The following is a 22,688-nucleotide window of genomic DNA, read 5'->3' as shown; positions in this document are numbered from 1 at the left end:
GCAGCCTTGCCGCGCACGGCGTTTTTTATGCGCCGTCGAACGTCCTGAACAGCGCTTTGCCCCTGAGCAAACGCACGCCCAGCCAGCCTCCGCACAGCGACAACAACAACGCGCCACACAACGGTAACGCCAGCCACAAGGCCCAGTCGGGCTGCCACGGGAAATCGAAGATTTTACGCTGCAGCGCCCAGATCGCCGCTTCAGCCCCCACTGCGGCCGCAACGCCGGACACCACGCCAATCAGCGCAAACTCGCACCACAAGGTCGTCCGCAGCAGTCGCTTGCCTGCACCCAACGTGCGGTACACCACCAGTTCCTGACGGCGCTGACGCATGCCCACCTGAATCTGGGCCATCAGCAGCAATATGCCACAGGCGGTCACCAACACCACCATAATCTCCAGGGCCTGGCTGACCTGGGTCAGCACCTGTCCGATCTGACGCATGATGTTGCCAATATCCAGCAGGCTCAGGGTCGGGAACTCACGGTTTAGCTGCGCCAGCAGCGTGGGGTTATTGTCCAGCCGAAAGCTGGTGAGCCAGGTCAGCGGCTGGCTGTCGAGCGCACCGGGTGGAAAGATAAAGAAGAAGTTTGGCTTCAGGCTTTCCCAGTCAACCTTGCGCAGACTGGTAATTTTGGCACTGAACTGTTGCGTATCCCCCTCAAACGTTAAGCTGTCTCCCAGCTTCACCCCCAGCCGCTCCGCCAGCTCGGCCTCCATAGACACTTCCCCCACGGCAGGCGGCCAGTTGCCCGCCACCAGCGGATTATGCGCAGGGAGGGCCGCCAGCGAAGTCAGGTTGAGCTCACGGTTAAGGGCATTATCCCGTTCAGGATCGGCGGCTTGGCCGTTCAACTCGCTCAGCCGCATCCGTGCGATGGGATAAAAGGTTTCTGGTTTAATCTGATGCGCCTGCAGGAAATCACGCACCTGCGGCACCTGATCGGCCGTCATGTTAAGCAGGAAAAAGTTCGGGCTGTCTGCGGGTAACTGCTGCTGCCAGCGATCCAGCAGATCGCCTCGCATCACCAGCAGCAGGGCCAGCAACATAAACGACAGTGAGAACGCGGCAAGCTGGCTCAGCGTCATCGCGGGCTGTCGCAGTAGCCGATTAATCGCCAGACGCAGCGCCAGATTTCGCACTGTCAGACGGCGCAGAAGCAGTAACGTGCCCCAGCCAAGCAGCGCCAGTAGCCCCGCCAGCACCACCACGCCCGCCAGCAGCGCCCACAGCATTTTACTGCCGCCCACCAGCGCCGCCAGCAGCCCCACCACCACCACGACCATCGCTGGCAGGTAGATTTTCAGCGGCCAGACGGTGGCGACGGCATCGCGCCGAAATACGCGCAAAGGCTGCGTCGCCAGCAGCAGGCGATAAGGACGCAATCCCACCAGCAGGGAAATGACAAACAGCGACCCTGTGGCCCATACCCACGGCCACAGGCTCGCATCAGGCAGGGATGCGGGCAGAACGGGTTTAAGCATTCTCATCAACAGGGCTTCGACGCCCAGCCCGACTGCCCCGCCCGCTACGGCCGCCAGCAGCAATACCGCCAGCCACTGTCCAATAATCAGCTTTTGCAGCGCGCCGCGCGTAGCACCCAGCGTTTTCAGCACCGCCACCAGGTCGTAACGACTTCGGCAATAATGGCTCATTGCCACGGCCACGGCAGCGATCGCCAGCATCAGCGTTAACAACGCCGATAACAGCAAAAACTGCTGCGCGCGCTGCATTGAACGGCCCAGCGCATCTTCGCTGTTCTCAATACTGATCCAGCGTTGACCGGTTTTTATTTGCGGCGTTATCCAGCGGTCGTAGTTTTCCAGCTGCTGATGGGTGCCAGCAAACTTGTAGCGCCAGGTGATGCGACTGCCGGGCTGGATCGCGCCGGTCTTATCGGCATCGGCCAGATTAATCAGTAAACGCGGCGCCATTTCGAACGGGTTGAAACCGCCATCCGGCTCCTGTATCACCTCTCCGGCAATACGCAGCGTGGTATCTCCCACATCGAGTTCATCGCCCACGTGGAGGTTAAGCAGCGCCATTAAGCGCGGAGCGGCCAGTGCCGTGCCGGGCTGAGGTTTCAGGCCCGGCGGGCGGGTTTGCAGCTCGCCAAACATCGGGTAGTGGGTATCGACGGCTTTGACCGACGCCAGCTGCGGCGTCTGGCCGGCAAAGGTCATGGTCATAAAGCTCAGCTGACGGCTAACCGATAATCCCACTTGCTGCGCTTTCGCCAGCCAGTCGGGCGGTGCCGCCGTGCTGGTGCGCAGGGTACGATCGCCCGCCATAAAGTCGCGACTCTGCTGACTCAGCCCTTTTTCCATCCGGTCGCTGATTGATCCCAGCGCCAGCACGCAGGCCACCGCCAGAGTGAGTGCCAGCCAGACGATTAACAGTGAGGGCGAACGCCACTCACGCCAGAACCAGCGCCAGATCATTGCTCCTCCCACAGTTTGCCGTCACGCAGACGCAAGCGTCGGTTACAGCGCGCCGCCAGCTGCTCGTCATGGGTAACCAGAATTAACGTCGTGGCAAAATCGCGGTTGAGGGAAAACAGCAGATCGACAATACGCTCGCCCGTTTTACGATCTAGATTCCCCGTTGGCTCATCGGCAAACAGCAGGCCCGGACGACCGCTGAAGGCCCGGGCAAGCGCGACGCGTTGCTGCTCACCACCGGATAACTGCGCGGGCAGATGCAGCAAACGCTCACCCAGGCCTAACTGTGTGAGCAGCTCCCGTGCCTGGTCACGGCTCTGACGGTCGCTCTCACCGCGCAGCAGTGCAGGCAACTGGACATTTTCCAGCGCATTTAACGTTGGCACCAGCATAAAAGACTGGAACACGAATCCTACCTGCTGCGCACGTAAGGCCGCCCGCTGCTCTTCATTCATCTGATGCAAGGGCTGGCCCAGCAGATGCACCTCGCCCTGGCTGCCGTCATCCAGACCGGCCAGAATCCCCAACAGCGTGGATTTGCCCGATCCTGACTCGCCAATCAGGGCGATTGTTTCAGCTGGTTTGACAACTAACTCAACTCCGGTAAGGATGGTTAACTGATGCTCTCCCTGACCCACGGACTTAGTAAGATGATGAACTTCAAGAATGTTTTCCGCTGGCATTATCCTTTCCTGTTATTGTGCTGTCTGTTGGTGTCCCGTCTTGCTGCGGCCGATACGTTGCTGGTGCTGGGCGACAGCCTGAGTGCAGGCTATCAAATGTCGGCCAGTAAAGCCTGGCCCAGCCTGCTCGATAAAAACTGGCAGCAGCAGCCCAGAGTGATTAATGCCAGTATTAGCGGCGATACCGCCGCACAAGGACTGGCACGCTTACCTGCCCTATTAAAACAGCACCAACCGCAGTGGGTGTTAATCGAATTGGGCGGTAACGACGGCTTACGTGGCTTTCCGCCAAAGGATATTGAGCAAACGTTAAGCACCATCATCGAGCAGGTAAAAACCGCCAGGGCTAAACCGATCCTGATGCAGGTACGTTTACCCGCCAACTACGGCCGCCGTTATACGGATGCGTTCCGCGCGATTTATCCGCAGTTGGCGAAACAGCACGATATTCCTTTACTGCCCTTTTTCATGGAGCAGGTTTATTTAAAACCCGAATGGATGCAGCAGGATGGTATTCATCCCAATCCTGACGCCCAACCCTTTATCGCTGAACTGATGGCGAAAGAACTGGCCCCATTAGTTAAGCAGTAGTTGTGCAAAAAAGGTAACACATGCAAAAAACCATTTTGATCACGGGCTGTTCAAGCGGTATTGGCCTGGTTGCAGCCAATGACCTGCTGGCTCGCGGCTATCACGTTATTGCAGCCTGCCGAAAAGCCGACGACGTGGCGCGCATGCAAAGCCTCGGCTTTACGGGGCTGATGCTGGATTTGGACGACGCAGAGAGCGTTGACCGCGCTGCCGATGAGGTGTTGGCGCTGACCGGTAACCGGCTGTTTGCCCTGTTTAATAACGCCGGCTTCGGCACCTATGGTCCGTTAAACACCATCACGCGTCAGCAATTTGAACAGCAATTTTCCAGCAATGTGTTTGGCACCCACCAACTCACTATGCGGCTGCTTCCGGCGTTGAAGGCTTTTGGCAATGCCCGGATCGTGAATACCAGTTCGGTGTTAGGCCTGATTTCCACGCCGGGTCGGGGCGTTTATGCCGCCAGTAAATATGCGCTGGAAGCCTGGAGCGATGCGTTACGCATGGAGCTGCACGCAAGCGGCGTGCGCGTCAGCCTCATTGAACCGGGTCCAATCCAGACCCGATTCACCGATAATGTAACGCAGGGTGAGCAGGATAATCCGGTGCTGAATCCCGGTCTGGCCGCGCGGTTTACGCTGCCGCCTGAGGCCATTTTACCTAAGCTGCGCCATGCGCTCGAAAGCAAACATCCGCGTTTGCGTTATCCGGTGACACTGGTCGCACACGCGATGGGCCTGTTGAAACGCGCGCTGCCAGGCTGGATACTGGATCGCATAATTCGCAGTCAGTAAAGGTATTGCGCGAATACAGCTTGAAGCAGGGCCAGTCGGCCCCATATTCTTTAAACATTTTCTGCAAAGAGACTTAGTCATGTCACCACACGCTTCGATTATCGACATTAACGAATCCAACCTGCAACAGACCCTTGAGCAGTCAATGCAGATACCGGTGCTGTTCTACTTTTGGTCGGATCGCAGCCAACATTGCCAGGAACTGACGCCGTTGCTGGAGCGACTGGCTCAGGAATACGCAGGCCAGTTTATTCTTGCCAAACTGGATTGTGATAAAGAGCAAAGGGTGGCATCGCAATTTGGGTTACGCTCCATTCCCACCGTCTACCTGTTCCAGAACGGCCAGCCTGTTGACGGTTTCCAGGGGCCACAGCCGGAAGACGCCGTGCGCGCCCTGCTGGAAAAAGTGCTGCCGCGTGAGGAAGAGTTAAAAGCCCAGCAGGCGATGGCGCTGATGCAGGAAGGCAAACCGCTGGACGCTTTACCGCTGCTGAAAGAGGCATGGCAGCTCAGTAATAAAGACAGCGAAATTGGTTTTCTGCTGGCGGACGTGCTGATTACCCTGAACCGTAGCGATGAAGCAGAAACGGTACTCAACGCCGTGCCGTTGCAGGATCAGGACACCCGTTATCAAAGCCTGATCGCCCAGATCGATTTACTGAAACAGGCGGCCGATACGCCTGAAATTCAGCAGCTGCAATCACAGCTGGAAAGCGACCCGGATAACGCTGAACTGGCGACCAAACTGTCGCTGCAGCTGCATCAGGTCGGGCGTAATGAAGAAGCGCTGGAACTGCTGTTTAACGTCATTAAACGCGATTTGAACGCCGCTGACGGCCAGGCGCGTAAAATGTTGCAGGAGATCCTGGCGGCATTGGGCACGGGCGATGCGCTTGCCGCACGCTATCGCCGCCAGCTCTATTCCCTGCTTTACTGATGTAAGCAGAAAACGGGCCGAACGATTTGGCCCGTTCATCTGACAATCTGGAGGTTATATGCTCACCGTGATTCCTGTTCTCATCCTGGTCGCCCTGGTCACCGTATGGTCCGGCGTCAAAATCGTTCCGCAAGGCTATCAGTGGACGGTCGAACGCTTTGGCCGCTACACCCGCACGCTTCAGCCCGGCCTGAGTCTGGTTGTTCCCTTCATGGATCGTATCGGTCATAAGATCAATATGATGGAACGGGTGCTGGATATTCCCTCTCAGGAGATCATCTCCAAAGATAACGCCAACGTCACGATTGATGCGGTCTGTTTTGTCCAGGCCATCGATCCGGCGCGGGCCGCCTATGAAGTCAGCAATCTGGAGCTGGCGATTCTTAACCTCACTATGACCAATATGCGCACCGTGTTGGGCAGCATGGAACTGGATGAGATGCTGTCTCAGCGAGACAGCATTAATACCCGCTTACTGCATATCGTTGATGAAGCCACCAATCCCTGGGGCGTAAAAATCACCCGTATTGAAATTCGTGATGTTCGTCCGCCACAGGAGCTGATTGGCGCCATGAACGCCCAGATGAAAGCGGAGCGTACTAAACGAGCCGATATTCTGGCGGCGGAAGGTGTGCGGCAGGCGGAAATTCTGCGGGCCGAAGGGGAAAAACAGGCACAGATTTTGAAAGCGGAAGGGGAACGAACGTCGGCTTTCCTGCAGGCTGAAGCCCGTGAACGTCAGGCGGAAGCGGAAGCCCGCGCCACGAAAATGGTATCGGAAGCGATAGCCGCCGGCGATATTCAGGCCATAAATTACTTTGTGGCGCAGAAATACACGGATGCGCTGCAAAAAATTGGTGAGTCCAGTAACAGTAAAGTGGTGATGATGCCGCTGGAAGCCAGCAGCTTGTTGGGTGCGATCGGCGGAATTGGTGAGCTGTTAAAAGAAACCCGCAGCGAGTCGAAACGCTGATGGTGAGTGAGATTGTTGCCCATCCGCACTGGTTCTGGCTGACGCTGGGCGGGCTGCTACTGGCGGCTGAGATGCTCGGCACAAATGGCTACCTGCTCTGGAGCGGGCTCGCAGCCATGCTGGTCGGTATCACAGAATGGGCTTTGCCGCTCAGTTGGACCGCCCAGGGCTCTTTGTTTGCCGCATTAACGCTGGCGAGCGTATTTATCTGGCATCGCGTCATGCGCTATCGCGAGCGCAACCAGCAGCCAAATTCCCTTAATCAGCGCGGCAACCAGATGATCGGCCTGCAGTTGACCCTGGACAGTGCGTTGCAAAACGGTATCGGTCACGTCCGCGTTGGCGACAGCAGCTGGCGCGTTCAGGCAGACCAGAATCTCCCTGCCGGTACGTTGGTTGAAGTGGTAGCAGTGGAAGGTATTACTCTGCGCATTCAGTCTCGCGTGCCGCCAACCTGACTGCAGCAGCCTGCCAGGTTATTAATGATCGGGCAGTCCGCGCTGTCATTACCCGGGCAGGCCGCCGCCAGCGCCAACAGGCGTGCGCGCATGGCGTGCAGTTCTTCAATATGCGCAGCAATTTCGTCAGCTTTCTGCAGCGTACGCGCCTTAACGTCCGCGCTGTGGCGTTCAGGGTCGTTAAACAGCCCGACCAGCTCGCGGCACTCATCAAGGGTAAACCCCACCTGCCGTGCCTGGCGTAATAAATTCAGCTCATCAAGATGGTGTGAATTGTAATGCCGGTAGCCGTTATCGCCGCGCAGCGGGGGCGTGACTACGCCCTTTTCTTCATAGAAACGAATAGCCTTACTGGTTAGCCCGGTCTTTTTCGCCACGGTACTAATATTCATAACAGTTTTCCTGATCTTCCCCTATACGGGGCGCTTCTAAAAGGCCCAGCCCGTGAGCTGCCGGGCTAAATCAGTGTTTGATTCTACGTCACTCGTGCCCGACTCTGTCGTTTTGCACCCGAGAACAGGTGGAAAACAAGGCATTTCATGCAGGAGATTATAGATCACCCTGCCAGGTAAAAGGGTTCTCGTCCCGGTATCTGAGTCAACGCGGTCGCTGCAGAGGCCTTCGGCTGACTCTTCCGGTTAACCTGAGTAATGCCAAAACGCGCCTGAGTGCAGAACAAACTGGCCAGCCGGTCAATCTGCCATCAACCTCATAAAAAATAAGATGATAACGCTTGTCAATGCAGATAATTCCGATAAAATCCCGCCAGTTTGTAACAAATCATTATCATCATTAAAGTATAGGGGATTGGATTATGGCTTTAGTCAGCTGTCCAGAATGTCATAAGGAAGTGAGTGATTCAGCATTACGTTGTCCATCATGTGCCAGGCAGCTCAGAAAGCCGCGTCGCTCTTTTTTTGGCAAAATGGTTAAGTGGACTTTCATTCTGTTTAACATTCTTATGGTGTACTGCCTGTTCGCAGGATTAGGTGGAAGTGGCGACGTTATCAATAACGCGGCTTCCGATGCGGAAAAAGCCGGTGCTGCGCTTGGAGCAGGTTTAGGTTTAATGGCGATCGGCACCCTTTGGGTTATTGGCGACATCATTATCGGGACGCTGGTCTTCTTTACCAGACCCAAAGGGTAATTGACTCATCCTGCGCGCCTGCAAAGGGTTTAGCATGCCTGGCGAAAACCGTTGCACAGCAGGGAACAGCGAAATGTCGATCCCGTTAACGCGGATAGCAGGTAAATCAGTCCCGCTTATCTGGCGAAGCACGGAACTGTGTATATCTTGAGCGACAGGCATGATCGAACAGGATGAAGCCTCGGCAGTAAGCGCAGGGTTGGCCGTCATTTCGTCACCCCTTTTCATCAGCGGGCTTGCACGCCTTTAAGCCGAATGAAAGTCAAAAAAAGCCCTGCTTATCTGGACTGCCGCAAAAGTTGGACAGTGCAGGTTACGCGGGGCTTTCTTCTTGTGGCGTCCTGAATAATGTCAACGCCAGCAAGCCGGGTACACCACCGGTGAATAAACTTCCTTTATCTGGCCATTCAGGATTTGACCTTCCCCTTGAGGGAAGGTTTAACCTGAATAACAGTCACATCTAAACGATCAACCCCGCACATCTGATAAAGGAGTCAACCATGTCAAACACGATTGTTCTGGCGCTGGACGGATTGTCCTGCGGCCACTGCGTAAAACGCGTCAAAGATGCGCTCGAACAGCGCGACGATGTCGAGCTGGCGGAGGTTACTCAACAGGAAGCCCGCGTGTCAGGCCGTGCAGACGCTACCGCGCTGATCGCTACCGTTGAACAAGCGGGCTACCATGCAACATTAAAAGCTGCGGGTTCCAGCCCAAAGCCTGAGCCGTTGACAGCAGCAGAGCCGCCGCCGGAGGCGCTGACAACGGAGTCTTCTCCTCTTCCGGCAACTGAAAATCAGCCCGCTCACGTGCTGTTAATCGACGGGATGAGCTGCGCCAGCTGTGTCAGCCGGGTTGAGAAAGCCCTTGAGCAGGTAAGTGGTGTGCAACAGGCCCGCGTGAATCTGGCCGAACGCAGCGCGCTGGTGATGGGCAATGTGGCACCCCATCTGCTGGTCGCCGCTGTGGATACGGCCGGCTATGGGGCGGAAGTGGTCGAAGACGAACAGCAACGCCGTGAAAAACAGCAGCGCAGCGCCCGACGCGCCATGCGACGTTTTAGCTGGCAGGCGGGACTTGCACTGCTGTTTGGCGTGCCGTTAATGATCTGGGGCATGCTGGGCGACAACATGATGCTCACCGAGGACAATCATACCACCTGGCTGGTGTTGGGCACGGTTACGCTGTTGGTGATGGTCGCCACGGGCGGTCACTTCTACCGCAGTGCCTGGCGCAGCCTGCTCAACCGCAGCGCGACAATGGATACCTTAGTCTCGCTGGGCACCGCCGCTGCCTGGATCTACTCCTTTAGTGTGGTGATTTGGCCGGCGTTCTTCCCGCTGCAGGCGCGTCATCTCTACTTCGAAGCCAGCGTAATGATTCTCGGCCTGATCAATCTGGGCCATGCGCTTGAACAACGCGCGCGCCAGCGTTCCTCGCGAGCCCTGGAACACCTGCTCGATCTGACGCCGGAACAGGCAAGAGTCGTAACGGAACAGGGTGAAACCTCAATGCCGGTTAGCGCGGTACAGCCCGGCATGATCCTGCGGCTGGTCGCAGGCGATCGCGTGCCGGTCGATGGCGAAGTCCAGGACGGTGAAGCCTGGTGTGATGAGGCCATGCTGACCGGTGAGGCGGTGCCGCAAAGCAAAACGCAGGGCGATCGTCTGTTTGCCGGCACCCAGGTGCAGGACGGGACAGTACGCTTCATTGCCCGCGCGACCGGTGGCAATACGACGCTGGCGCGCATCATTCAGTTAGTCCGTAAAGCCCAGAGCAGTAAGCCAGATGTGGGTCGCCTGGCCGATCGTATTTCTGCCGTGTTTGTGCCGGTGGTGGTGCTTATCGCCCTGATAAGCGCCGCAGTCTGGTATACCGCCGGTCCGGCGCCTCAGATTGCCTACGCGCTGGTGGTGGCCACCACAGTGCTGATTATTGCCTGCCCCTGCGCGCTGGGCCTGGCCACGCCCATGTCCATTATCGCCGGAACCGGCCGCGCCGCCGAATACGGCGTGCTGGTACGCGATGCCGATGCACTGCAGCGCGCCAGCCGTATTGATACGCTGGTGTTTGATAAAACCGGCACGCTGACAAGGGGCACACCGCAGGTGACCGAGGTGATGAGCTGGAACGGCAGCACGCGCGATTCGGTCCTGTCTGCGGCGGCGGCGCTGGAACAGACATCGGGTCACCCACTGGCGAAAGCGATCCTGGCGGAAGCGGGTACCGCAGCAACACCCGCGATTGCGCAATTTCGTACAATACGCGGCAAAGGCGTAAGCGGCATACTCAATGGCAGACAGCTGTTACTGGGTAATGTCAGTCTGTTACACGATTACGGCGTGGATTGCCAACCGGCGCGGGCTGAAATTGACAGGCTCACCCGGCAAGGGGCAACCCCGGTATTACTGGCACAGGATGGACAGCTTACCGGTCTGATTGGCTTGCGGGATACGCTGCGCCCCGAAGCGAAAGCAGCACTGCAGCGGCTGCATGAAGCGGGTTACCGACTGGTTATGCTGACCGGGGATCATGAAAATACGGCCCGGGCTGTTGCGCATGAAGTCGGCATTGATGAGGTGATTGCAGGCGTACTGCCCGAAGGTAAAGCCGATGCGATAAGCCAACTACAGCAGCAAGGAAGGCAGGTTGCCATGGTGGGCGATGGTATCAATGATGCTCCGGCACTGGCGCAGGCTGATGTCGGTATTGCGATGGGCGGCGGCAGCGATGTGGCGGTAGAAACCGCAGCGATTACGCTCATGCGGGCCGATCTGCATGGCGTGGTGGATGCCTTAAAGATTGCCTCCGCCACCCTGGGCAATATCCGGCAGAATCTGTTTGGCGCGTTTATTTACAACGTTATCGGTATTCCGCTGGCGGCAGGCGTGCTCTTTCCTTTTACCGGCCTGTTGCTTAGCCCGGTTTTTGCCGGTGCCGCCATGGCGCTGTCGTCAATAACCGTGGTGAGCAATGCTAACCGCCTGTTGCGCTATAAGCCACGCGTTTAGCAATAACTGCCCTGCTCTGTCTTTCGCAACGGGATCCCGCTAGCATGGTGGCTTTCAAACAGTGAAGGACAGGGAATGACAGCGCGCCTTTTGCAACGTTTACGTAACTGGATTAATCCGCTTTTTCCAGCCAGCTATCGTTGGCCCGCCGTGGATATTCAGTCGGGCGAATGCCGGTTTCATCTGGTGGGTAGCATTCATATGGGCACCCGTGACATGCAGCCCCTGCCGGTCCGGCTGCTACAGCAGTTGCAAAAAGCCGATGCGTTGGTGGTTGAAGCGGATATTACCCAGGGAGGATCGCCATTTGAAAACACGGAAGAGCGTCCACCACTGATCGCCAGAATGGATGATGAGGCGCTGGCGAAGCTTGAAACACTGTGCAACGAAACCGGTCTGCCCCTGAGCCGGTTTGATACGTTACCGGCCTGGCAGATTGCGCTGATGCTACAGGCCCAGCAGGCCCAACGGCTGGGGTTACGTCCTGATTTCGGTATTGATTATCAGCTGCTACAGGCCGCGCGGGCGATGGATAAACCCGTGATTGAACTGGAAGGTGCGCAGGCGCAAATCACCCTGCTGAAATCCTTGCCCGACGATGGCATGGCGCTGCTGGCGGATACGCTGACCCACTGGCACACCAACGCACGCATGTTGCAAACGATGGTGAGCTGGTGGCTGGAAAGCCCGCCGCGCGATCCCCAGATTGCGTTGCCAGCGACATTCAGTCAGACCCTGAACGACACGCTGATTAGCCAGCGTAACAGCCAGTGGTGTGATCATTTACGTCGCCTGCCTTCGGGCCGATATGTCGTCGCGGTCGGCGCTCTGCATTTATATGGCGAGAATAACCTGCCGGGAATGATGCACGTCAGATAACTCACGGCAAAAAAAAGAGAGCCGACAGTCATATCGGCTCTTCAAAGAGGAATGTGTTAATGATTTTAGTTGTCGCCAACAACAGGATTGCTGGCGCGTGGCAATTCTCGCCTAAAGCACATTATTTCGCCACATTTATTGTTCATTAATACGTAATAAGATTTTTCTGAATATGAGGCAACAATGACGCCCGCGGTAAAACTACTTGAAAAACAAAAGGTCAGCTTCACACTGCATCCTTATGAGCATGACAGTAACGAAACCAGTTTTGGCGACGAAGCGGTTCGTAAGCTCAACCTGGACGCCCGGCAGGTGTATAAAACCCTGCTGGTGGCGTTGAACGGCGAGGCGAAACACCTTGCCGTGGCCGTTACGCCCGTCGCTACTCAGCTCGACCTCAAGAAAGTGGCAAAAGCGTTCAATGTCAAAAAAGCCGAGATGGCCGATCCCATGCTGGCCCAGCGCATCACCGGTTATCTGGTGGGCGGTATCAGCCCGCTGGGCCAAAAAAAGCGCCTGCCTACGGTGATCGACAGCTCTGCAAACGCCTTTGCAACCCTGTTTATTTCCGGCGGTAAGCGCGGGCTGGATATCGAGTTAAGCCCACAGGATCTGTCACGGCTGCTGGAGGCACCCTTAGCGGATATTGCCCGACGCGACTAAGCCGGTTGCAGTGCGCAGAGTTCATCAATCATCCAGCGCCCGGCAGGGCCGGGCGGATTGCGGCGCGACCAGACGACGTCAACTGCGATGCGCTGCGGCCATCCTGGTAAGGGCAACTCCTTTAAAACACCATGTCCAAACTGTTTCACCAGCCAACGGGGTAAAATACTCCAGCCAAAGCCCTGTTCCGCCATCTCCAGCAGCACATAATAGGTTTGAGCAGACCAGGCTCTCCCCTGGAAAGTCGGTGCACGACGATCGGTCCAGGTATTGAGGCGCAGGTGACGAAGAGGTTCGAGCTGACTTTCGCTGATCGTGGTTTCCCGCGCCAGGGGATGATCACGATGCAGATAAACTCCTAATTCAGCATCAACCTGCAGGCGCGCGATCGCAATGTCAGCCGGCAGCGTTGGCTGTGCACGAATCACCCCAATATGCGCACGCCCGGTTTGCAACAGCTCAACGACATCATCATCTTCCGCCGCAATGCCTTCCAGCTCGACATCAGGATAATGCTGATCAAATTGCTTAAGCAGTCGCTGATGGTAATGCGTTTGCCAAAAATCTGAGACTGCGACGCTGAGCCGCGGCTCTGTTCCCTCGGACAAGCGCGTCGCCAGCGCATCCAGTCGCTCGCTGGCGGCGAGGATTTGCTGCACCTGAGGCAGCACGCGTCGCCCCTGCTCGGTGAGCTGTGGCTGGCGGCCGCGCCGGTCAAACAGGGCGAAACCGAGATCGGCTTCCAGATTAACCACAGCCACGCTGACGGTAGACTGGCTTTTTTTTAACGCCCGCGCGGCGGCTGAGAACGAGCCGCTGGCAACGGTCTGGACAAAGGCTTCCAGAGATTCCGGTGAGTAACGCATGAGAACCATCGCTTTTATCGATAGATATTCATTTTATCTTAGCATTTTGTCGTGGGAGAATGCGCAGCCTGAATAAAGGAGATTGAAATGCAAATCCGTTCACTCACAGAACGCATCGTCCATGCCACCCTGTTTGAAGGCCTGGCCATCGTGACGATTGCTCCGCTGGCAGCATGGTTTATGAATAAACCCCTGTTTCAGATGGGAGCGCTGGCGATCATGCTGTCTACGGTGGCAATGCTATGGAATATGATTTACAACAGCGTGTTTGATCGGTTTTATCCGCCAGGGCAGAAACGTCGCGCCCTGCTTCGAGCGCTGCACGCATTGGGTTTTGAGGGCGGTTTTATCCTGATAGGCCTGCCGCTGGCGGCCTGGATGCTGGAGATTTCACTGTGGCAGGCATTTTTAATTGAAGTCGCGTTTTTTCTGTTCTTTCTGCCCTACACCTTCGTCTACAACCTGGTGTGGGACAAACTGCGTCCACACTGGTTCGGCCGCAAATCCTGCCGCGCCTGAAAAAAAGCAGGGAGGCGTTCTCCCTGCCTGGACTTAATGCAGCGTTGCACTCTCTCCATTCCAGTGCCGGATCCACGTCAGTACCATTTTGGGATAGCGCCGCAACGGCGTCGCGTCTTTCGCCTCATCCTTTGGTGGTGCTGCCTGCTCAGCCTGATAAATAACCGCTTCACGTGGCTGGTAGTCGCTGGCGTTCACCGGAGAATGGGCGCTTAGCCAGTCCCGCAGGATCTGCGCATCCACCTTGCCGCTGTTCACATAACCCGGGTGCGTGTCGATGCGCGGATAGCCATCCCCGCCTGCGGCATTAAAACTGTTTGTCGCCATACGATAGGTTTTTTCATCTGCCAGCGGCTGTCCGTTGATCCTGACCTGGCTGACGCTGCTGCCGTTGGCGATCAGACTGACGTTGGCCAACTGGGCAAAACCGCCTGAATCAGGTTTGATGTTTGCCACAACCGCCAGATAGCGTTTGATTTCTGCGCCGGTCAGCGTGACGGAAACGACCTGATTACCGAAGGGTTGTACCTGTAACAGATCGCGCCAGGCAACCGGGCCGGATGTCAGCGAGGTACGGATCCCTCCCCCGCTCATCACGGCGAAATCAGCCTGCGTTGCGGCCATCTGCGCACGCAGTATTAACTGCCCAATGGCGCTTTGTTTAAACCGCACGGTTTCTTTTTCGCCGGGAAAATCCCCTTTAATGCTTCCCACGTTGACCCGTAGCTTCGCGTCTGCGCGCTTTTGAAAAGGCGTCAGTAGTTTCATCATTGCGGTGTTAGCCGGGATGGCTTCCTGCCAGGTCAGTGAGGATTCACTGCCATCAAGATTTTTGATTTTGTGTTTGAGGTTGACCGGTATCAGCTGGTAGGCCTCCAGCGTCACCTCTCCATTGCGGTAGGTAAAATCGCCGCGCCCTACGTATTTACCCCATTTTTCCGCCTGCATGATCCAGACGCCGTTCTGCCGATCGGGCTCACAAGGTTGGCCTGGCTGATAGTCTTTACGGCTGACATTCTCTTTTTCCATACATACCGCATCGTGAGAATGCCCCCCGACGATCATATTGAGGGTTCCCTTTGGCAGACTGCGGGCCAGCGTCACGTCATCAACACCGTTACTGCCGTGTTGACCGTCGTCATAATGGCCAAGATGGGTTAACGCGACGATAACGTCGGGCTTCTCAGTAGCACGCAGCTCGGCGACGGCCTTTTCGGCCTCGGCAATGGGATCGCGGAATTCGATATCGCTTAACTGCGCAGGATTTGTCAGCCGGGCGGTATCGGGGGTAATCAATCCGAGCACGGCGATTTTTAACCCCATGCGCTGAAATACAGCCCAGGGCTTAAACAGGCGCTTGCCACTACTTTTTTGATAGACGTTGGCGGCCAGGAACGGAAATTTGGCCCATTTTTCCTGCTTACGCAGGACGGCGAGCGGTTTATCGAACTCGTGATTGCCCAGCGTCATGGCGTCGTAGCCAATCAGGTTCATGCCGCGAATGTCGGGTTCCGCGTCCAGCTCATCCGACTCAGGCACGCCGCTGTTAATATCGCCAGCAGACAAGATTAACGCCCCACCGCCTTTGGCCTGAATATCGTAACGCTGCGTATCCATTAGCGTTTTTTGCGCCGCCAGCCCGTATTCACCCTGATCATTAGTCCAAAAATGCCCATGTTGATCGTTGGTATGCAGAATGCTGAAACGGTAACTGCGGTCAGGCACTGCAGCATGAGTAAACAGCGACGATAACATCACGAGCAGTGCCAGACCTGCTCCTGCCCCTCGAAATATCAACACAGCCCTTCTCCTTTGATTGTTATCCGTTTCACCCGCCGGCCATCGGCGCCCTTCTGTGTCGCACAGAAACGGCCGTAACTCAAGATGAATACGGCTCCGTCTGGCCATTATGGCAGGCCAGGCGACCTGACAGGAAACGCCAACCGTCTGATTTATTCGCTCTCTTCTCTCTGACGCGCTGTTAAAAGGCTAAATGTTGACGGGATATGAAGGTGTTGTTCATTAAACCTGCAACATTGTTAACCGCTGCGACATCAACTCGACAAAGTGGGTCTTTGCGCTTTTTCCGGCATAACTGCTGTTTTCAGCTCAACCTGACAGCCAGACTTTTTTCATGAGTGCTGTCAGCTTTGCGCTGTAGCTTCGGCACAATAGTCTGTTTTCACGATGTTTTTACCCGACATCCAGCACACCGATGGTACCGCTGCTTCAATCTGAAAAAACCGCTATTACGCTTGTGAGGCTGACTGGCCTTAGCAAATCTCACGCTGGTTCCGGTTGGTGACGGTTTATAGCGCATTCGCGCATCATTGGCGTCACGTCTGTGTCATTTAACGGGCGTAAACTTATTCCGTTCTGTTCCTGATGAAGCGCTAAACCAGCCGATGATAGGGATAAGTGATAAAAACAGCCTTCCGATTGCATTTTTCTCGTATTAGCATAATTTTTTCTGTTAATCCCACAAATTATTCAGCGATCCTTTCCGATATGCATTAGACTCATTTGTTACAAGCGGACACATTTATACCCATGGAGACTGGCATGCATCACACCACACCGTTGATTACGACTATCGTCGGGGCTCTGGTCCTGGCTTTTCTCCTTGGAATGCTGGCAAATCGGTTACGCATTTCGCCGCTAGTGGGTTATTTAGTCGCGGGCGTACTGGCTGGCCCTTTTACGCCGGGGTTTGTGGCTGATACCAATCTGGCACCGGAACTCGCAGAGCTGGGCGTTATCCTGCTGATGTTCGGCGTCGGTCTGCACTTCTCACTCAAGGATCTGATGTCGGTAAAGCGGATAGCCATTCCCGGCGCTATCGCACAGATCGCTGTGGCGACCTTACTGGGAATGCTGATGTCGTGGGCGATGGGCTGGTCCTGGATGACGGGCTTAGTGTTCGGTTTGTGTCTTTCTACCGCCAGTACCGTGGTGTTGCTGCGCGCATTAGAAGAGCGTCAGCTTATTGAAAGCCAGCGCGGCCAGATTGCTATTGGCTGGTTGATTGTTGAAGATTTGGTCATGGTGCTTACGCTGGTCCTGCTGCCCGCGATTGCCGGCATGATGGAACAGGGTAACGCCAGCGCCAGCCTGGTGATATGGGACCTGCTCTGGACCATCGGTAAAGTCGCCGCCTTTATGGTGTTAATGATGGTCGTCGGTCGCCGTGCCGTGCCCTGGATCCTCGCGAAAAGTGCCGCAACGGGTTCACGTGAGCTGTTTACGCTGGCCGTATTAGCCCTGGCGCTGGGCATTGCGTTTGGCGCCGTCGAGTTCTTTGACGTCTCTTTTGCCCTCGGGGCCTTCTTTGCCGGTATGGTGCTGAACGAGTCCGAGTTAAGCCAGCGCGCCGCCCGCGACACGCTGCCGCTGCGTGATGCCTTTGCGGTGCTGTTCTTTGTGTCTGTCGGAATGCTGTTCGACCCGATGATCCTGGTGAAAGAACCGCTGGCGGTGCTGGGGGCGCTGGTGATCGTCGTGATAGGAAAATCTGCCGCGGCGTGGCTTCTGGTCTCGCTGCTGGGTCATTCACGCCGCACCGCGATGACCATTTCGGTCAGCCTGGCGCAAATCGGCGAGTTTGCCTTTATTCTTGCCGGGCTGGGGATCTCCCTGGGGCTGCTGGATGAAGAGGGCCGCAATCTGGTGCTGGCTGCCGCCATTCTTTCTATCATGCTCAACCCGGTGCTGTTTACCCTGCTGGGGCGCTATCTGTCTAAGAACGAAACGATGGAGCAGCAGACGCTCGAAGAGGCGCTGGAAGAAGAAGAACAACAGATTCCAGTGGATATCTGCCATCACGCGGTAATCGTTGGCTATGGTCGCGTCGGCAACCTGCTGTGTGAGCAACTGATGGCGCTCAATATTCCGGTGGTGGTGGTCGAGAGTTCGATTCCTCGCGTCAAAGCACTACGCGATCAGGGCATTCGGGCCGTGCTGGCCAACGCTGCCCGCGCAAACACGCTGGAGTTAGCCCGTGTGGACTGTGCAGCCTGGCTGCTCATCACCATTCCCAACGGATATGAGGTGGGGGAAATCGTTACCGCCGCCCGCCAGAAAAAAGCGGACATCAACATCATTGTGCATGCCCATTATGATGATGAGGTGGAGTACATTCTGGAACGTGGCGCAAACCATGTCGTGATGGGCGAACGCGAGATTGCCGCCAGCATCATTCAGAAACTGCAGGAAAACCTTGAGCAGGAGCACACCAGGCTCGCCTGTGAAGGCAACAGCTAATGCCCTGCCCTTCAGCAGCGTTGCTGAGGGGCAGTTTGTCTTTCCGGCTTAACGATCCCAGTAGGACTCTTCCAGGCTGTCTTCCCGCTCGGGCAGGCCGCGCGTCAGTCGGGGAGAATGCTGGTTCAGCACCTGATAGCTTACCCGGTTCGCATATTTGCAAACCTGCGCCAGGGACGAATAGGTGAGATAAGCGCGCGCATGCTTACTGGAATTAGGCACGTTGCGGCGATGATAATTGTTTGCCGTAATATCGTGCAGCAATGCGGCCAGTGCGCCGTCCCCTGCCCCGTTGGTATTCATGATCTTTTCCGGGCCGCCCATATAAGGGGCGATGTGAGAAAAAATGCGTAGCGGCTGCTGGCAGTCCTGTTTACGCATCGCCCGGCTAAATTCGTACAGGTTGAACTCCGCAATCGCGCCAGGCAGCAGCGGATGATTCGTTTTGCGCTTGAACGCCTCTTCCGTATAACCCGCCATATACAATCCGGTCGGCCCTGCGGTACACAACACCAGGTCAACCCATTCCAGCGCCATATCCGATGCCAGCAGAGGATCGGCTTCGCCGGTCAGCGCCAGGGCTTCTTCTTCGTTCATTGCCACAATTGAAACGTGATCGCGCAGAAAATCGCGCCAGAACTGCGGGTTGTCGCCGATGACGTGTTTGGTGCCCAGCGTCAGGACCACGGGCACGTTGTGGCGTTTGGCGTATTCAATGGCCTTTAACGTTGCCTCAGGCATGGGCTCGCCCGCCTCGCAGCGGATCAGATAGGAGGTCAGCACCAGCGCAGAGGCGCCCGCAATAACGTCTTCAGGGACGTTTTCAGCCCTGAGCTGATTCATTTGCCCCGGGCTGATAGCAAAGGTGCGGTCGCCCTGATCGCCAATCAGCGTAAAGCAGCGGCCAATCGCACCGTCAACGCCCTGCAGATAGTTCAGGTCCATTCGGCTGGAGGTATTACACAGATAGCGGTAGGCATAACCGCCAATCTGGATATTGTTGCACATCACGCCCAGCAGTACGGAACGATCGTCCGCCAGCACCGAGAAATTATGCAGCGTATTACCAATTGTGCCGCCCGCAAACTGGTGGGTCACCAGTTCGTCACGCATCAGTTCCGCATACAGCGCTTCCGCCACGGTATCGTCGATAACCAGCGAATGACCAGCGCTCAGGCCGTAGCGAACAAGAAAGGCGTCATCAACTTTGGCTTCGATATCGACCAGCGTCTGATCGATGCCGACCACCCAACTGCCGTCTTCACTATCAAATTGGGAGGACTGTAACAGCGGATCGCGGGCGCTAACGGGGAAGTAATGTTTGGATTTACGTTTGCCGGGAAATTTCATGATAACTGCCGTGAGGAAAAACAGGCAGAGAAGCATATCACATTCTGTGTCGTGACTTTACTGTCGCAAGTGAACCCACTGCATACTCAACTCAGTATGTTCTGCCATTGTATTTAGCACCAGGCGAACCTCGGCCTTCTGTCCAGCAGCATGCAGGAAGAGGAGAGAAACAGACACAGGGGGGAAGTCAACGCGTTGAGGGCAAAAGGGGCCAGCCTGGCCAGCCCCAATCCGCTTAGCCGAGAATCTCAGCCAGCTCTGCGCTCACGTCGGACACGTTGCGCGTACCGTCGATCTTGTGATACGCGGTGTGCCCCGCTTCCGCTTCTTTGCTGTAGTAAGCAATCAGCGGCGCAGTCAGCTGATGGTATTCCACCAGACGTTTGCGCACCGTTTCTTCCTGATCGTCTTTGCGCGTGGTCAGCTCTTCACCGGTCACGTCATCCTTGCCTTCCACTTTCGGTGGATTGAATTTGACGTGGTAGACGCGGCCTGATGGCGCGTGAACACGGCGGCCTACGATACGCTCAACAATCAGCTCGTCCGGTACGGCGAACTCCAGCACGTAGTCCACTTTAATACCGGCTTCTTTCATTGCGTCAGCCTGAGGAATGGTGCGTGGGAAACCATCAAGCAGGAAACCGTTTTTGCAATCTTCCTGGGTGATGCGCTCTTTAACCAGCGCAATGACCAGCTCATCAGTAACCAACTTACCGGCATCCATAATGGCTTTCGCCTGGTTGCCAAGTTCGGTGCCAGCTTTAACCGCTGCACGCAGCATGTCGCCAGTGGAGATCTGCGGAATGCCGTATTTCTCCATGATGAATTGGGCTTGAGTCCCCTTACCTGCGCCCGGAGCTCCGAGCAGAATAATACGCATTGCGTAAATCCCCTTGCGAATCGCATTGATGAATCTGAGAAGCGGAAGAACATACCATTATGACCCGCCCACCACAAGGAAGCGGCGGGTCAGGAAAGTTTAGTGTACTGGCTTTAGCGCGTGATAGCAGTGCGTCAGGTCAGCGAAAGGGCATTTTCGGACTGGCGGCTTAGGCTGAATGCATTTCATGGCGTTTGCGCAACAAAACGGCTCGCTGAAATCAGGCGATGCACTTAAGCAAAAAAAACCGGTGGACCTTGCCACCGGTTTTGATTGACTTACGCCGTCAGTAACTGATTCATACGGCGGATAAACTGGTTAGGATCGTCCAGCGTGCCGCGCTCGGCCAGCAGCGCCTGATCCAGTAACAGCTCTATCCACTCACCGAAGCGGGTTTCATCCTGGGTATCCGCCACGCGTTTCACCAGTTGGTGATCGGGGTTGATTTCAAAGATGTATTTCACTTCCGGCACGTCCTGACCTGCCGCAGCAAACAGTTTGGCCATTTGCGTGGTCATCTCGTTCGCATCCGTGGTCACAATCGCCGGCGTATCGGTCAGGCGGTGCGTCAGACGCACTTCTTTCACGCGCTCACCCAGCAGCGTTTTCACGCGCTCAACAAACGGCTCCAGCGCTTTTTCAGCTTCTTTCTGCTCTTCCGTCTCTTCGTCGGCCAGCTTATCCAGTGCGTCATCGGCTTTGCTGACAGACTGGAAGACTTTACCGTCGAACTCGGTCAGGTAGCTCATCATCCATTCGTCGATGCGATCGGACAACAGCAGCACTTCGATGCCTTTCTTACGGAACAGCTCCAGATGCGGGCTGCTGTTGGCGGCGGCATAGCTGTCGGCCGTGATGTAGTAGATCTTCTCCTGACCTTCTACCATGCGGCTGACGTATTCTTCCAGCGAAACGGTTTGCGCCGCGCCTTCGCTTTGGGTACTGGCAAAGCGCAACAGTTTAGCAATCGCTTCTTTATTCGCGTGATCTTCCGCCGGGCCTTCTTTCAGTACCAGACCGAACTCTTTCCAGAAGGTCTGGTATTTTTCGCTGTCGTCTTTTGCCAGTTTCTCCAGCATCTGCAGCACACGCTTGGTCAGCGCGCCACGCAGGCTCTGGGTTACCCGGCTGTCCTGCAGGATTTCACGCGATACGTTAAGCGGCAGATCGTTTGAATCAATCAGGCCGCGCACGAAGCGCAGGTAATTCGGCATGAACTGCTCAGCATCATCCATGATAAACACACGCTGTACGTACAGTTTCAGGCCATGTTTATGATCGCGGTTCCACATGTCGAACGGCGCACGCGCCGGGATATAAAGCAGGCTGGTGTACTCCTGTTTACCTTCAACACGGTTGTGGCTCCAGATAGCCGGATCGCTGAAATCGTGGGCGATGTGTTTGTAAAACTCGTTGTACTCTTCATCGCTGATGTCAGCTTTGTTACGCGTCCACAGCGCCTGGGCCTTGTTGATTTTCTCCCAGGTGGTGGTGCCGGTCTCTTCGTCTTTGCTTTCGATTTCTACCGGCAGGGCAATGTGATCGGAGTACTTACTGATAATGTTGCGTACGCGCCAGCTATCAAGGAACTCATCTTCGCCCTCGCGCAGGTGCAGGGTGATTTCGGTACCGCGTTCGGCTTTGCTGATATCCGCGATGGTGTAATCCCCTTCACCCGCGGATTCCCAGAAGACAGCTTCGTCTTCTGCCGCGCCCGCTGCACGGGTGCGCACAGAGACCTTGTCGGCCACGATAAACGCCGAATAGAAGCCTACGCCAAACTGACCGATCAGCTGGCTGTCTTTCGCCTGGTCTGAGCCCAGAGACGCCAGGAAGGATTTGGTGCCTGATTTAGCAATGGTGCCCAGGTTTTCAATCACTTCATCACGACGCATGCCGATACCGTTATCGCTCAGCGTAATGGTACGGTTGTCCTTATCCACAGAGAGACGCACGCGCAGGTCGCCATCGCCTTCATACAGGCTGGCATCAGACAGCGCGCGGAAGCGCAGTTTATCTGCCGCATCCGAAGCATTGGAAATCAGCTCACGCAGGAAAATCTCTTTGTTTGAATAGAGAGAATGGATCATCAGGTGCAGAAGTTGTTTTACCTCTGACTGAAAGCCACGAGTCTCTTGTCCTTTCATGGTCATTGCTACCTCAACAGAATCAGATTTAACGAACGTTGAGGAGGATGTGGGGATAAATGAGAGGTTTTCAAGCCGGTGTCTTTC

General features: G+C 55.9%; 19 protein-coding genes. 11 read left to right on the top strand and 8 right to left on the bottom strand.

Annotation, left to right across the window (positions count from 1 at the left end; genetic code table 11):
* Positions 1-25 precede the first annotated feature (25 nt).
* A complete protein-coding gene (gene ybbP, locus NYE92_RS20285; protein ID WP_259019391.1) occupies positions 26-2,443 on the bottom strand; it encodes a putative ABC transporter permease subunit YbbP in 2,418 nt (805 codons plus the stop codon).
* Positions 2,440-3,126 (bottom strand): putative ABC transporter ATP-binding protein YbbA, encoded by a 687-nt coding sequence (gene ybbA, locus NYE92_RS20280; protein WP_013024940.1) that lies wholly within the window; start codon positions 3,124-3,126, stop codon positions 2,440-2,442. Before ybbA ends, ybbP begins: the two co-directional genes overlap by 4 nt.
* Here ybbA and tesA point away from each other — a divergent pair.
* The 5 genes from tesA (at position 3,094) to NYE92_RS20255 (ending at position 6,879) form a co-directional block, all read left to right on the top strand.
* Complete coding sequence (tesA, locus tag NYE92_RS20275) at positions 3,094-3,717, top strand: multifunctional acyl-CoA thioesterase I/protease I/lysophospholipase L1 (RefSeq protein WP_022622644.1); 624 nt, start codon at positions 3,094-3,096, stop codon at positions 3,715-3,717. The genes ybbA and tesA overlap by 33 nt on opposite strands.
* Before the next feature lie 20 nt (positions 3,718-3,737).
* A complete protein-coding gene (locus NYE92_RS20270) occupies positions 3,738-4,511 on the top strand; it encodes an SDR family oxidoreductase (RefSeq protein ID WP_013024938.1) in 774 nt (257 codons plus the stop codon).
* Between the two features lie 79 nt (positions 4,512-4,590).
* Complete coding sequence (locus tag NYE92_RS20265; protein ID WP_014593103.1) at positions 4,591-5,448, top strand: co-chaperone YbbN; 858 nt, start codon at positions 4,591-4,593, stop codon at positions 5,446-5,448.
* 58 nt (positions 5,449-5,506) lie between these two features.
* Entirely contained in the window at positions 5,507-6,421 is a 915-nt protein-coding gene (locus NYE92_RS20260) for an SPFH domain-containing protein (RefSeq protein WP_014606415.1), read from the top strand.
* On the top strand, positions 6,421-6,879 hold the full coding sequence (locus NYE92_RS20255) for an NfeD family protein (protein ID WP_028714897.1): 459 nt from the start codon (positions 6,421-6,423) through the stop codon (positions 6,877-6,879). Before NYE92_RS20260 ends, NYE92_RS20255 begins: the two co-directional genes overlap by 1 nt.
* Here the strand turns inward: NYE92_RS20255 and cueR are convergent.
* The gene (gene cueR / locus NYE92_RS20250; RefSeq protein WP_015700811.1) at positions 6,855-7,271 is read right to left on the bottom strand and encodes a Cu(I)-responsive transcriptional regulator; all 417 of its coding nucleotides are present in this window, start codon (positions 7,269-7,271) and stop codon (positions 6,855-6,857) included. The two genes, NYE92_RS20255 and cueR, sit on opposite strands and share 25 nt — an antisense overlap.
* Positions 7,272-7,693: 422 nt before the next feature.
* On the opposite strand from cueR, the gene NYE92_RS20245 reads away from it, so the two are divergent.
* From NYE92_RS20245 to ybaK, 4 genes are all read left to right on the top strand, one after another.
* On the top strand, positions 7,694-8,026 hold the full coding sequence (locus tag NYE92_RS20245; RefSeq protein WP_013024933.1) for a hypothetical protein: 333 nt from the start codon (positions 7,694-7,696) through the stop codon (positions 8,024-8,026).
* A 500-nt stretch (positions 8,027-8,526) separates the two neighbouring features.
* On the top strand, positions 8,527-11,037 hold the full coding sequence (copA, locus tag NYE92_RS20240) for a copper-exporting P-type ATPase CopA (RefSeq protein ID WP_259019390.1): 2,511 nt from the start codon (positions 8,527-8,529) through the stop codon (positions 11,035-11,037).
* 75 nt (positions 11,038-11,112) lie between these two features.
* Positions 11,113-11,916, top strand: coding sequence for a TraB/GumN family protein (locus tag NYE92_RS20235; protein ID WP_259019389.1), 804 nt, complete (start codon positions 11,113-11,115; stop codon positions 11,914-11,916).
* 183 nt (positions 11,917-12,099) lie between these two features.
* Positions 12,100-12,579 (top strand): Cys-tRNA(Pro)/Cys-tRNA(Cys) deacylase YbaK, encoded by a 480-nt coding sequence (gene ybaK, locus NYE92_RS20230; protein ID WP_019106627.1) that lies wholly within the window; start codon positions 12,100-12,102, stop codon positions 12,577-12,579.
* Here ybaK and NYE92_RS20225 read toward each other — a convergent pair.
* Positions 12,576-13,445 carry a LysR family transcriptional regulator gene (locus tag NYE92_RS20225; protein ID WP_014606418.1) on the bottom strand — a complete coding sequence of 290 codons (870 nt, stop codon included), beginning with the start codon at positions 13,443-13,445 and terminating at the stop codon, positions 12,576-12,578. The genes ybaK and NYE92_RS20225 overlap by 4 nt on opposite strands.
* Positions 13,446-13,532: 87 nt before the next feature.
* Here NYE92_RS20225 and NYE92_RS20220 point away from each other — a divergent pair, with 87 nt between their 5' ends.
* Positions 13,533-13,964, top strand: coding sequence for a multidrug/biocide efflux PACE transporter (locus tag NYE92_RS20220; protein ID WP_022622650.1), 432 nt, complete (start codon positions 13,533-13,535; stop codon positions 13,962-13,964).
* 33 nt (positions 13,965-13,997) lie between these two features.
* On the opposite strand, the gene ushA is transcribed toward NYE92_RS20220, so the two are convergent.
* Positions 13,998-15,764 carry a bifunctional UDP-sugar hydrolase/5'-nucleotidase UshA gene (ushA, locus tag NYE92_RS20215; RefSeq protein WP_259019388.1) on the bottom strand — a complete coding sequence of 589 codons (1,767 nt, stop codon included), beginning with the start codon at positions 15,762-15,764 and terminating at the stop codon, positions 13,998-14,000.
* Between the two features lie 762 nt (positions 15,765-16,526).
* Between ushA and ybaL the strand changes: the two genes are divergently transcribed.
* The gene (ybaL, locus tag NYE92_RS20210) at positions 16,527-18,224 is read left to right on the top strand and encodes a YbaL family putative K(+) efflux transporter (protein ID WP_014606421.1); all 1,698 of its coding nucleotides are present in this window, start codon (positions 16,527-16,529) and stop codon (positions 18,222-18,224) included.
* A 48-nt stretch (positions 18,225-18,272) separates the two neighbouring features.
* On the opposite strand, the gene NYE92_RS20205 is transcribed toward ybaL, so the two are convergent.
* The 3 genes from NYE92_RS20205 to htpG all read right to left on the bottom strand — a co-directional run bounded on the left by NYE92_RS20205 (position 18,273) and on the right by htpG (position 22,601).
* Positions 18,273-19,574: an inosine/guanosine kinase gene (locus NYE92_RS20205; protein ID WP_026021084.1), complete on the bottom strand. Its 1,302-nt coding sequence runs from the start codon at positions 19,572-19,574 to the stop codon at positions 18,273-18,275.
* 235 nt (positions 19,575-19,809) lie between these two features.
* Positions 19,810-20,454 carry an adenylate kinase gene (gene adk, locus NYE92_RS20200; protein WP_259019387.1) on the bottom strand — a complete coding sequence of 215 codons (645 nt, stop codon included), beginning with the start codon at positions 20,452-20,454 and terminating at the stop codon, positions 19,810-19,812.
* Between the two features lie 278 nt (positions 20,455-20,732).
* Entirely contained in the window at positions 20,733-22,601 is a 1,869-nt protein-coding gene (gene htpG / locus NYE92_RS20195; RefSeq protein WP_170934917.1) for a molecular chaperone HtpG, read from the bottom strand.
* Positions 22,602-22,688 lie beyond the last annotated feature (87 nt).

It is taken from the genome of Pantoea sp. B566, from assembly GCF_024793925.1.
Lineage (GTDB): Bacteria > Pseudomonadota > Gammaproteobacteria > Enterobacterales > Enterobacteriaceae > Pantoea > Pantoea ananatis.
The sequence above is the reverse complement of the archived record's forward strand: the minus strand, read 5'-3'. Positions and strand labels throughout refer to the sequence as shown.

Coding starts and splice junctions, on each gene's coding strand:
- ybbA (WP_013024940.1), bottom strand. CDS start 3,126: ATGCCAGCGGAAAACATTCTTGAAGTTCATCATCTTACTAAGTCCGTG.
- ybaL (WP_014606421.1), top strand. CDS start 16,527: ATGCATCACACCACACCGTTGATTACGACTATCGTCGGGGCTCTGGTC.
- ybaK (WP_019106627.1), top strand. CDS start 12,100: ATGACGCCCGCGGTAAAACTACTTGAAAAACAAAAGGTCAGCTTCACA.
- NYE92_RS20205 (WP_026021084.1), bottom strand. CDS start 19,574: ATGAAATTTCCCGGCAAACGTAAATCCAAACATTACTTCCCCGTTAGC.
- NYE92_RS20260 (WP_014606415.1), top strand. CDS start 5,507: ATGCTCACCGTGATTCCTGTTCTCATCCTGGTCGCCCTGGTCACCGTA.
- tesA (WP_022622644.1), top strand. CDS start 3,094: ATGATGAACTTCAAGAATGTTTTCCGCTGGCATTATCCTTTCCTGTTA.
- NYE92_RS20235 (WP_259019389.1), top strand. CDS start 11,113: ATGACAGCGCGCCTTTTGCAACGTTTACGTAACTGGATTAATCCGCTT.
- NYE92_RS20255 (WP_028714897.1), top strand. CDS start 6,421: ATGGTGAGTGAGATTGTTGCCCATCCGCACTGGTTCTGGCTGACGCTG.
- cueR (WP_015700811.1), bottom strand. CDS start 7,271: ATGAATATTAGTACCGTGGCGAAAAAGACCGGGCTAACCAGTAAGGCT.
- adk (WP_259019387.1), bottom strand. CDS start 20,454: ATGCGTATTATTCTGCTCGGAGCTCCGGGCGCAGGTAAGGGGACTCAA.
- htpG (WP_170934917.1), bottom strand. CDS start 22,601: ATGAAAGGACAAGAGACTCGTGGCTTTCAGTCAGAGGTAAAACAACTT.
- NYE92_RS20225 (WP_014606418.1), bottom strand. CDS start 13,445: ATGCGTTACTCACCGGAATCTCTGGAAGCCTTTGTCCAGACCGTTGCC.
- NYE92_RS20245 (WP_013024933.1), top strand. CDS start 7,694: ATGGCTTTAGTCAGCTGTCCAGAATGTCATAAGGAAGTGAGTGATTCA.
- NYE92_RS20270 (WP_013024938.1), top strand. CDS start 3,738: ATGCAAAAAACCATTTTGATCACGGGCTGTTCAAGCGGTATTGGCCTG.
- NYE92_RS20220 (WP_022622650.1), top strand. CDS start 13,533: ATGCAAATCCGTTCACTCACAGAACGCATCGTCCATGCCACCCTGTTT.
- ybbP (WP_259019391.1), bottom strand. CDS start 2,443: ATGATCTGGCGCTGGTTCTGGCGTGAGTGGCGTTCGCCCTCACTGTTA.
- NYE92_RS20265 (WP_014593103.1), top strand. CDS start 4,591: ATGTCACCACACGCTTCGATTATCGACATTAACGAATCCAACCTGCAA.
- copA (WP_259019390.1), top strand. CDS start 8,527: ATGTCAAACACGATTGTTCTGGCGCTGGACGGATTGTCCTGCGGCCAC.